Annotated in this window: 9 protein-coding genes; 3 read left to right on the top strand and 6 right to left on the bottom strand. The window is 75.1% G+C overall.

All coding sequences use genetic code 11. The annotated features are described in order from the left end of the window. Positions 1-311 precede the first annotated feature (311 nt). Entirely contained in the window at positions 312-539 is a 228-nt protein-coding gene (gene chpD, locus ACFVIU_RS34980) for a chaplin ChpD (protein ID WP_385847544.1), read from the top strand. A 123-nt stretch (positions 540-662) separates the two neighbouring features. After that, positions 663-1,634 (top strand): chaplin family protein, encoded by a 972-nt coding sequence (locus tag ACFVIU_RS34975; RefSeq protein WP_385847536.1) that lies wholly within the window; start codon positions 663-665, stop codon positions 1,632-1,634. A 42-nt stretch (positions 1,635-1,676) separates the two neighbouring features. Here ACFVIU_RS34975 and ACFVIU_RS34970 read toward each other — a convergent pair whose 3' ends face one another. Together ACFVIU_RS34970 and ACFVIU_RS34965 are read right to left on the bottom strand one after the other, a co-directional pair. Then, positions 1,677-2,936, bottom strand: a complete 1,260-nt coding sequence (locus ACFVIU_RS34970; protein ID WP_385847534.1) for an FAD-dependent oxidoreductase — start codon at positions 2,934-2,936, stop codon at positions 1,677-1,679. Next, positions 2,936-4,282 carry an ATP-grasp domain-containing protein gene (locus ACFVIU_RS34965; RefSeq protein ID WP_385847532.1) on the bottom strand — a complete coding sequence of 449 codons (1,347 nt, stop codon included), beginning with the start codon at positions 4,280-4,282 and terminating at the stop codon, positions 2,936-2,938. Before ACFVIU_RS34965 ends, ACFVIU_RS34970 begins: the two co-directional genes overlap by 1 nt. Before the next feature lie 144 nt (positions 4,283-4,426). On the opposite strand from ACFVIU_RS34965, the gene ACFVIU_RS34960 reads away from it, so the two are divergent. After that, on the top strand, positions 4,427-5,656 hold the full coding sequence (locus ACFVIU_RS34960) for a glycoside hydrolase family 26 protein (RefSeq protein WP_385847531.1): 1,230 nt from the start codon (positions 4,427-4,429) through the stop codon (positions 5,654-5,656). 32 nt (positions 5,657-5,688) lie between these two features. Here the strand turns inward: ACFVIU_RS34960 and ACFVIU_RS34955 are convergent, their stop codons facing one another. The 4 genes from ACFVIU_RS34955 to ACFVIU_RS34940 are packed head-to-tail and all read right to left on the bottom strand — an operon-like array spanning position 5,689 to position 9,321. Beyond that, a complete protein-coding gene (locus ACFVIU_RS34955; protein ID WP_385847530.1) occupies positions 5,689-6,801 on the bottom strand; it encodes a GNAT family N-acetyltransferase in 1,113 nt (370 codons plus the stop codon). Continuing rightward, complete coding sequence (locus ACFVIU_RS34950) at positions 6,798-7,460, bottom strand: lipopolysaccharide biosynthesis protein (RefSeq protein ID WP_385847528.1); 663 nt, start codon at positions 7,458-7,460, stop codon at positions 6,798-6,800. The genes ACFVIU_RS34955 and ACFVIU_RS34950 overlap by 4 nt, the downstream gene beginning before the upstream one ends. Continuing rightward, positions 7,457-8,632 (bottom strand): glycosyltransferase, encoded by a 1,176-nt coding sequence (locus tag ACFVIU_RS34945; protein ID WP_385847527.1) that lies wholly within the window; start codon positions 8,630-8,632, stop codon positions 7,457-7,459. The genes ACFVIU_RS34950 and ACFVIU_RS34945 overlap by 4 nt, the downstream gene beginning before the upstream one ends. Beyond that, on the bottom strand, positions 8,629-9,321 hold the full coding sequence (locus tag ACFVIU_RS34940; protein ID WP_385847543.1) for a polysaccharide deacetylase family protein: 693 nt from the start codon (positions 9,319-9,321) through the stop codon (positions 8,629-8,631). Before ACFVIU_RS34940 ends, ACFVIU_RS34945 begins: the two co-directional genes overlap by 4 nt. Between the last annotated feature and the right edge of the window lie 55 nt (positions 9,322-9,376).

Genomic DNA, 9,376 nt, shown 5'->3' with positions numbered 1-9,376 from the left:
GCCCGCGCGCCCTCCCCCGCGCGCGGGCGCGCCGGGGCGCCCGCGCGCGCGGGCGGCGGGGGCCCCCCCCCGCCCCCCCCCGGCGCCCCCCCCCGTCGTTCGTTCGTCGTTCCTGTAGAAGAAGCGTTTCTCTGCCGAACCGTCAATTCCTTGAGGGCATTCGAGTGAATTACGGGGCGACGCGCGTTCCAGAGTTTCCTCCGCTGTCTATCCCTCGTTTTACAGCCTGCCGGTCATGGTGCGAGCCGTTGAAGCTGTGCTCGCTCGGTTTCGGCCGTCAATTAGGCATGGCCGCGGAGAAGGGAAATCTCATGAAGAAGAGCGTTGCTGTCGTCGCCGGCGCAATCCTGGCCCTGGGCGGGGCCGCCCCCGCCTTCGCCGACGCCGGTGCCGAGGGCGCCGCCGTCGGTTCCCCGGGTGTCCTGTCGGGCAACGTGGTCCAGATTCCGATCCACGTGCCGATCAACGTCTGCGGCAACAGCATCAACGTCATCGGCCTGCTGAACCCGGCCTTCGGCAACACCTGCGTGAACGACTGAGGTTCGTCGCCCCACGCACCACCAGCCCACCGGCTGCGTTCTGGCCGGCCTTGGACCGTCGATCCGTCGATTCTTCGTTCCGGGGCCGGCCTTCCCACATCTTCGAGCAGGAAGACAACGAGATTGCGACAGACCCTCAGCAAGGGCATGGTCGTGGCCGCCGCCGCGACCGGCGTGCTGTCGTTGTACGGCGGCAGCGTCGCGCTCGCCGACTCCCACGCGCACGGCGTGGCCCAGGGTTCGCCCGGCGTGCTGTCCGGCAACAACGTCCAGGTCCCGGTGAACGTCCCGGTCAACGTCTGCGGCAACTCCGTGGACGCGGCCGCTGCGCTGAACCCGGCGTTCGGCAACTCCTGTGTCAACGGGCACGGTTCGTCCGCGCACGGTGGCAGCCCGCACAGTGACGTACCGGGGGACGACGGTCCGGGCTACGGCGACTCCGACGACTACGGGCCCCCGTACGGCGGCCACGAGTCCACTCCGCCCGGCTACGGCGGCGGCGACCACACCACCCAGCCTCCGTACGGTGGCGGTGACCACACCACCCAGCCTCCGTACGGTGGCGGTGACCACACCACCCAGCCTCCGTACGGCGGCGGTGACCACACCACCACGCCTCCCTATGGCGGCGGTGACCACACCACCCAGCCTCCCTATGGCGGCGGTGAGACCACGCCCCCCGGCGGCGGCCACAGCACCCCTCCCTACGGCGGCGGCGAGACCACCCCGCCCGGCGGCGGTCACTCCACGCCCCCCGGCGGCAGCCACTCCACGCCCCCGGGTGGTGGCCACAGCACGCCTCCCTACGGCGGCGGTGAGACCACGCCTCCCGGCGGCGGTCACTCGACTCCTCCCTACGGCGGGGGCGAGACCACGCCTCCGTACGGCGGTGGGGAAACCACGCCTCCCTACGGTGGCGGCGAGACCACTCCCCCCTACGGCGGGGGCGAGACCACTCCCGGGAAGCCGCCCACCCTCCCGCACACCGGCAGTGACGTCCGGGCCATGATGGGGGTCTCGGCCGCCAGTGCCCTGCTGATCGGGGCCGGTGCGGTCCTGTACCGCCGAGGCCGGTCGGCGGCGCAGCACCGGTAGCGTGCCGGGTGCCGGACCCGAGCGCCCGGCACCCCGCCCCCCTCAGCGCCGTACCGGCTCCGCCATCGCCGTCTCGGGGAGGCGGCCCGCCGGGATCCGCCAGTCGGCCGGCCCCGTGCGCAGCCGGCGCCGTACCCCGCGCACCAGCGTGCCCGCCGTGAAGGTCGCGCCGTGCACGAACCGCATCGCCGGGCCGAAGCCCGCGGCCGTGATCAGTCCGGCCAGGAACAGCCCCGGGTACGACGACTCGAACTCCAGCCCCACGTCCGGCGCGCCGTCGGCACCCGTCGCCAGCAGGGCGCGCAGCTCCGGCTGGAGCAGGCCCAGCCGCTCCCGGGTGGCCCGGAAGCCGGTCGCCGCGATGACATGCCCGGTCTCCAGCACCGTGGTGCCGGTCCGGCCCGCGGTGTCGAGCCGCAGCCCGCCCGGCACCGCACGCGCCGCCACCACCTCCCGCCCGAGCAGCACCTCGACCCGGCGCTCCACCCGCTCGCGCACCCACCAGGCGCCCGCCGGGCCGAGCGCGCCGGCCGTGATGTTCGTCCGGGTGGACTCCGGCAGCCGCCGGTACAGGCCGGGCCGCTCGGCGTAGAACCAGTTCCGCCAGCCCGGGCCGAGGCCGCTGTGCGGGGCGCGGGCCCTGCGCCACCAGGGGCGCTGCAAGGGCGGCGGCACCGTGTTCCAGCACAGCCGGTCCGCGCGGGCCAGCACTCTGACCCGGGAGCCCTGTTCGGCGAGCAGGGCGGCCGTCTCCAGGGCCGCCTGTCCGGCGCCGATCACGGTGACGTCCTGGTCGCGGAAGCGGTCCAGGGTGGCGTGGTCGCTGCTGTGCGAGACCAGTTCGGGGGGCAGCCCGCGCAGCGCGGCCGGGATCTCGGTGAACGGCAGCACGCCCACGGCCAGGGCCACCGTCCGCGCGGTCAGGGTCTGCCCGTCCTCGGTGACGGCCGCGAAGCCGTCGGGGCGGGGCGCCAGCCGGGTCACGATGCGTTCGTCGACGGCGGGCACGGCGTTGCGGGCGAACCACAGGCCGTACTCGGCGAACACCTCCAGCGGGATCGGCTCGGCGTGCCGGGCGGTCATACCGCGGAAGGCGCAGAAGACGTCCAGCCGCCAGCGGCCCTCGGGATCGGACAGGTTGGAGGCCCACGGCTCCGACTTCAGGAACATCCCGCGGGGCATGTGCTCGCGCCAGGAGGCCATGGGCCGCCCGAGGACGCGGACGTCCAGCCCGGCCGCGGCGGCGTGCGACGCGATCGACAGACCGTACGGGCCCGCGCCCACCACCAGCAGGTCGTACATCAGCAGCTGCTCGCTCTCTCGTCCTCGCGGAAGTCGTCGTGCAGGCCGTCGTGCAGGCCGTCACCGAGGTGCAGGCCGTCACCGAGGTGGAGGCCGTCGGGGAAGGCGCCGCCCGGCCGGTGGACCGGCAGCGGGGACGGGGGCAGCTGCTCCCGCCGTGCCGAGCGGGTGGGGATCCGCAGGCGCTCGGCGAGCCGGCCCGCCGCATGCCGGCCCCACAGCGTCCACAGCGCCCGGCCCGGCGCCCGGTCGTCGGCCGCGTGCCAGGCCAGTTCCCGGCCCTGCGGCGCGGGCCGCAGTGCGGCGAGCGGGGCGTAGTTCTCCACCACGAACTCCCGCCCGGGCAGCGGCAGTCCGTCCGGCAGTGGGCGGTGGGTCAGGTCCAGGTGCTGCGCGCGTACGACGTCCAGCCCGGCGCTGTCGGTGAACAGCCGGAACTGGGCGCCGGGGCGCGGGTTGAAGTCGAGCAGGTGGTAGCGGCCGGTGCTGCCGCAGCGGCGGAAGTCCAGGTCGAAGATGCCCCGGTAGCCCAGCTCGGCGGTGAGCCGCTCGGCCAGCGCGGTGATCTGCGGGTTGGGGGTCCACTGGCCGACCGCGGTGAGCCCGGCACCGCGCGGCCAGGCCAGATGTTTGCGGCCGGGGCCGCCGGCCCGGACGGCGCCGGTGCGGTCGGCGTATCCGTGGAAGAACCAGTCGCGGTCCCGGCCCGGGGGAAGGAACTGCTGGAGCAGCAGCGGGCAGCCGGCCTCGGCGGAGCGCAGGAACAGCTCCCGGGCCTCGCGCGCCGAGTGCACCAGCACCGTGGAGCGCAGCCCGCCGCCGGCCGGGACCAGCCAGGGGCGGCTCCACTTGGCCACCACCGGCAGACCGAGCCGCCAGGCGGCCGCCGCCGCGTCCTCGGCGTTGTCCGGGAGCAGCGTCACCGGGTGCGGGATGCCGGCGGCGGCGCAGACCTCGGCCAGCTGGGCCTTGTCGGCCACGTGCTCGGGCAGTGCGCCGGGCTGCTGCGGCAGCAGATAGGCGGGCGCCAGCTCCTCGCGCAGCCGGCCGGCCGCGACGGCGCTCGCGTCGTCCAGCGCGATCAGCACGGCCGGCCGCGCGACCCGGGACGCCACCCGGAGCAGCGCGGCGGCGATGTCGTCGGGGGAGGCGCCGGGCGGCGGCGGGGGGTGCAGCCGGCGTACGAAACAGGATTTCGCCACGGGACTCCGGTCGGCGTCGGCGACGACATGCACCTCCACCCCGGCTCTGCCTAGCGAGCGCACGGCGCCCAGGGTGCCGTGGTGAAAGGGATTCCGGTCGATCCGCAGCAGAACTGCGGGGACGCGGATGTCCAGCAGCGACACGGGCATTCCTTCTTTCTTCTCGTTCGAGGTGTTCGGGTCACCTGAAAGCCGTAACCAGGCGCGCGGAATTCATATTGATATGACTGTGTGTCAATAACTGGGAGAGCAAGGTGCTTGAACAGTCGAGTGGAGAGAGGAGCAGGCATGGCTCCACAAGCGCGACGGGACCGCTCCCGGCGGTTGGCCGTGGCGGCGGCGTCGGTCGTCGCGTCGGTCGCCCTGGCGGCCGGTCCCGGGTTCGCGGCGACACCCACGCCCACGGCGCCGGAACCCGGCGCGCCGCCCTTCGGTGCCTTTCTCGACTCCGGGCCGCTCGGGGTGGCCCGCATGGCCGAGCTGAGCCGCTGGCTCGGCGGGGCCGAGCTGAAGGTCGCTCACACCTACCTGCCCGGCGGCCGCTGGCAGGACATCGAGGGACCGCCCGGCTTCCTGGACGTCTGGGCGCACTGGCGGCGGGAGAAGGCCGACCGGACGCTCGTCCTCAACGTGCCCATGCAGGAGCGCAACGAGGAGAACGTGCCGGACTTCGAGGTGCGGTGGCTGCTGCGCCAGGGCGCGGCCGGCGCCTTCGACCGGCACTTCCGGGCGCTCGCCGAGCGGCTGGTGCGGCTGGACGTGCCGGACACGGTGATCGTGCTGGGCTGGGAGATGAACGGCACGACGTACACCCATCGCTGCGGTCCGGACCCGGAGAACTGGAAGAGGTACTGGAACAGGATCGTCACCACCATGCGTTCGGTGCCGGGCCAGAAATTCCGGTTCGATTTCACGCCGAGCCGGGGCCGGGACGCCGTACCGTGGACGGAGTGCTACCCCGGCGACGACACGGTCGACATCATCGGAATGGATTCCTACGACCAGCCGACCGGGGAGTCGTTCGACCGGCAGGTGAAAGAGCCGTACGGGCTCCAGCAGCACGTGGATTTCGCGAAATCCCACGGCAAGCCCATTTCCTATCCGGAATGGGGGCTCTTCCGCAACGGTGACGACGCCGAGTACATGCGCCGCATGCTCGCCTGGATGGCCGAACACCGGCCGCTGTACAACACGCTGACGGACTACTGCCCGCACGGCGTGTGGCAGTGCTCCGCCAACCCCAGGGCGTCGCAGATCTACCGGGCGGCCCTGTCCGGCCGTACCGACCAGCCGGCCCCGGTCACGCCGACGGCTCCCGTCACCCCGACGGCCCCGGTCACCCCCACCGCACCGGTCACCCCGACTCCGGTCACGCCGACCCCGCCGGTCACACCGACCCCGGTCCCGACGCCCACGCACCCGGCCAACTGCTCGCCGCTGGACCTCGGCGACTGGGTCGAGTACTGGCTCGGCGGCAAGCTCTGCATCCGCTTCGACTGGTGGTCCCGCACCCGCTAGGCCCGTCAGTCCCGTCAGTCCCGTCGGTCCCGCTAGTCCTGCTGGCGTCGTCTCCACCGGCGCAGCACCTCCTTGCCCCGCTGCCGGGCGGCCGCGTCGCACAGCGCGGCCGTCAGCAGCGGGGAGGTGCGTCGCCGGGCCAGCAACAGCCGGCGGTTGACGACCGGTTCGGGGCGCCAGTGGTGCTTGTACGGCTCGTCGCCGCGCAGCAGGCTCAGCGTCCCGCGCCCGCCCGCCCGCTCGGCGCACGCGTCCAGCAGCATCACCGCCACGTCCGCCTTGCGCTCGCGCAGGCCCGGATGGGCGCCGTACAGATAGCCGCCGGCCAGACCGCGGGACAGCAGGGTCAGGTCGACGGCCACCACCTCGCCGTCCAGCCGGAACTCGGTGACCACCGCGTCGCCGGACCGCACCATCGGACCGACCGCACGCACCAGGTGCGCGCGGAACCGGGGCTGGAGATGCTCGGCCGTCACCTTCCGGCCCTGCCACTGCAACCGGTGCAGCTCCAGCAGCCGGCCGAGCGCCGCCTCCACCTCCTCGGGCGCCACCTCCCGCCGCTCGACCCCGAGCGCGGCCAGCTTGCGCAGCTTGGCCCGCACCCGCTGCTGCGCCTTGTTCGACGGCAGCCGGGCCACCAGCCCGTCCATCGGCAGGGCGGGCAGCTCCAGGCACAGCGAGTCGGGCACCGTACGGCGCGGCCCGCACCAGCGGTCGTAGACCCGCTCCACCGCGCCGCCCGGCCGGACCTCGCGGAAGTCGACCAGCGCGGTGCGGGCCGCGTCCGCCAGCGCCCCGGTGAGCGCGTCGGCCGCGCGCCCGTCGTCGGAGTCGTCCAGCAGCACGTCCGCGTAGTCGGAGATCGCCCCGCCGAGCGGCACCAGCGCCGGCAGCGGGCGGCGGACCAGCATCAGCGGCGCGGCGGCGACCAGCTCACCGCCCGCGCGCACCAGCACCAGCCGCAGCCGCCCGTGCCTGCCGTACGACAGCCACCACGAGTGCAGCCACGCGTGACTCTGGAACGGGGTGGCGGCGGCGCACCGCCCGTGCAGCCGGGCCCAGTCCGCAGCCAGCGCGGCGAACCCGGCCTCCGAGGTGACGAGTTCGGCGGCCCAGGTGGTGTGCGCCGTCCCGACGGCCGTCACAGCCGGCCGTGGGCGTCGGCGGCCGCGGCCGGGCCGGGCACCGCGGCCGGACGGGCCGGCTCCTCCTCCGGACGGCGCCGCGGCCGCACCAGCAGCGCGAGCCCGCCGAGCAGTCCGCCCGCGCTCGCCCCGACCAGCCCGGTCACCGCGGGGGACGCCGAGGACGGCGCGGCCGGCGGCACCGCCCGGGAGAACTCCAGCAGCGTGACGTGCGTGTCGGCCTTGGTGGCGTTCGCCTGCCGGGCCAGCGCCCCGGCCACCGCGTTGGCCATCGTGGCGGCCCGGCCCGGGCGGGGGGAGGTGGCGGAGACGGCGACCATCGGCGCGTCCGGCGAGGTCTCGCTGCGCACGCTGTCGCGCAGGGTGCGCACCGGCACCCCGGCCCGCGCCTGGGCGTCGCCGAGCACCGCGAGCTGGGTGGCGACCCGGCCGTAGGCCTGCGCGAAGCCCTGCGCGGCGGCGGTGTCCGAGCGCTGGGTGGGTACGGCGATGAGATAGCTGGTCGCCGTGTACGCCGGGGGTTTCAGCGCCCCGTACCCGCCGCCGAGCAGACCGCCCGCGAGGACCCCGGCCGCCACCAGCGACCAGGGCGGCAGCGCGCGGGTGCGGGCGGTGCGGGCGGGGCGGGACTGCTGGGTGGGGTTCTCGGTGACGGTCATGACGGGCCGGCTTTCTGCTGGGTCGGGACTTCGTGTGCGGTACGGACTTCGGGTGCCGTACGGCTGAGCGCCGCCGCGTAGACGTCCAGGAGGCGGGCGGCGCTGCGGGTGATGCAGTAGTGGCGGGCGGCCTCGGGGGCGGTGCGCGGCCCGGGGCCCCGGGCGCGGACCCCGGCGAGCGCGTCGGCGTAGGCACCGGGGTCGCACGGCACGCGCAGCGTGTCCGGGGCGGCGGCGGGCGGCAGGTCCTGAAGGGCCGGGCAGGAGGTGTAGCGCACCGGCAGTCCGGCGGCGAGCGCCTCCACGACCGCGAGGCCGAACGCCTCCTCCGGGGACGGGGAGGCGAGCACGTCCATGGCGGCGGTCAGCGCGGGCAGGTCCGGGCCGGGCGAGCCGTCCGGCAGGTACGGCCGTTCGCCGGTGAACAGCACCCGGTCCGCCACCCCCGCCGCCCGCGCGGCCCGGCGCAGGGCGCCCTCCTCCGGTCCGCCCCCGACCAGCAGCAGCCGGCAGTCGGCGGGGAGCCGGGCGAGGGCCTGGACCAGCACGTCGAACCGCTTGCCGGGGGCGAGCCGGCCGATGCCGCCGATCACGAACGCGTCGGCGGGCACCCCGAGCAGCTCCCGGGTGCGCAGCCGGGCCGCCGGGTCGAAGGCGAACCGCGCCAGGTCGATGCCGTTGGGCACCACCGCGATCCGCGGCCCGGGCACCCCCCAGCGGGCGAGCCGCCCGGCGACCGTGGGGGAGACGGCGACGGTGGACCGGCCGAGCCGCTCGCCCAGCAGATACAGCGCGCGCACCCCCGCGGTGAGCGGGCGTCCCTCCATCTGCGAGTCGCCCAGCGAGTGTTCGGTGGCGACGACCGCCCGGACGCCGGCCAGCCGGGCGGCGATCCGGCCGTACAGGCAGGCCCGGTAGAGATGGGTGTGGACCAGGTCGTAGCGGCCGCGCCGGATGATCCGGGCCAGCCGGGGCAGCGCGGCCAGGTCCCGGTTGCCGGCCATGCCCAGGTGCACCACCCGCACCCCGTCGGCCCTCAGACCGTCGGCCACCGGGCCGGGGTTGGTCAGCGCGACCACCTCGCACTCGACCGGCAGATGCCGCAGCAGCAGCCGCAGTTGCTGTTCCGCGCCGCCGACGCCGAGGCCCGTGATGATGTGCAGCGCCCTCATCGCAGCCCCGCGACGGGACGCCTGCGCAGCCGGTGCAGCCGGTACTTCAGGAACATCCGTACGGCGGTGTCGCGCTGGCCGACGTGCACCCGGGGCAGCACGTGCGGGCCGTTCAGCGCCCCGGGGTCGATGGCGCAGGCGTAGCCGTAGCCGGCTTCCCGGACGGCGTGCACCGCCCGCTCGTCGACCGTGCCGTACGGGTAGCAGAAACCGGTGACCGGGGCGCCGGTCAGCTTCTCCAGCAGGGCGCGGCTCTCGGCGGCCTCGGACCGCAGCAGGGTGTCGTCGGCGCGGGTCAGATCCACATGGGTGAGGCCGTGCGAGCCGATCTCCACGCCCGCGTCGGCGGCGCGCCGGATGCCGTCGGCGGTCAGCAGCGGCTTGCGCGGCCCGAGCGGGTCCCAGGCGTTGTCGCCGCCGAGCCGGCCGGGCAGCACGAACAGGGTGGCCGTGCACTGCCGACGGGTCAGCACGGGCAGCGCGTTGTCGAGGAAGTCGGCGTACCCGTCGTCGAAGGTGAGGCCCACCAGATCGCGGCCCGCGCCCCGGGCCCGCGCGGCGAGCAGCTCCGCCACCGACACCCCGCGCAGTCCGCGCTCGCGCAGCCAGCGCAGCTGCCCGTCCAGCCGGTCCGGGGTGACCGTGATGCGGTACGGGTCGTCGGAGCAGTCGCCGACCGAGTGGTACATGGCGATCCACGGGACCGGCCCGGGCGGCGGGAGCGGGGCGGGCCGGTGGCGCTGG

Source organism: Streptomyces sp. NPDC127190, from assembly GCF_042672505.1.
In the GTDB taxonomy this organism is placed as follows: Bacteria; Actinomycetota; Actinomycetes; order Streptomycetales; family Streptomycetaceae; genus Streptomyces.
Note: the sequence above shows the minus strand (reverse complement) of the source record. Positions and strands in the feature narration are given on the sequence as shown.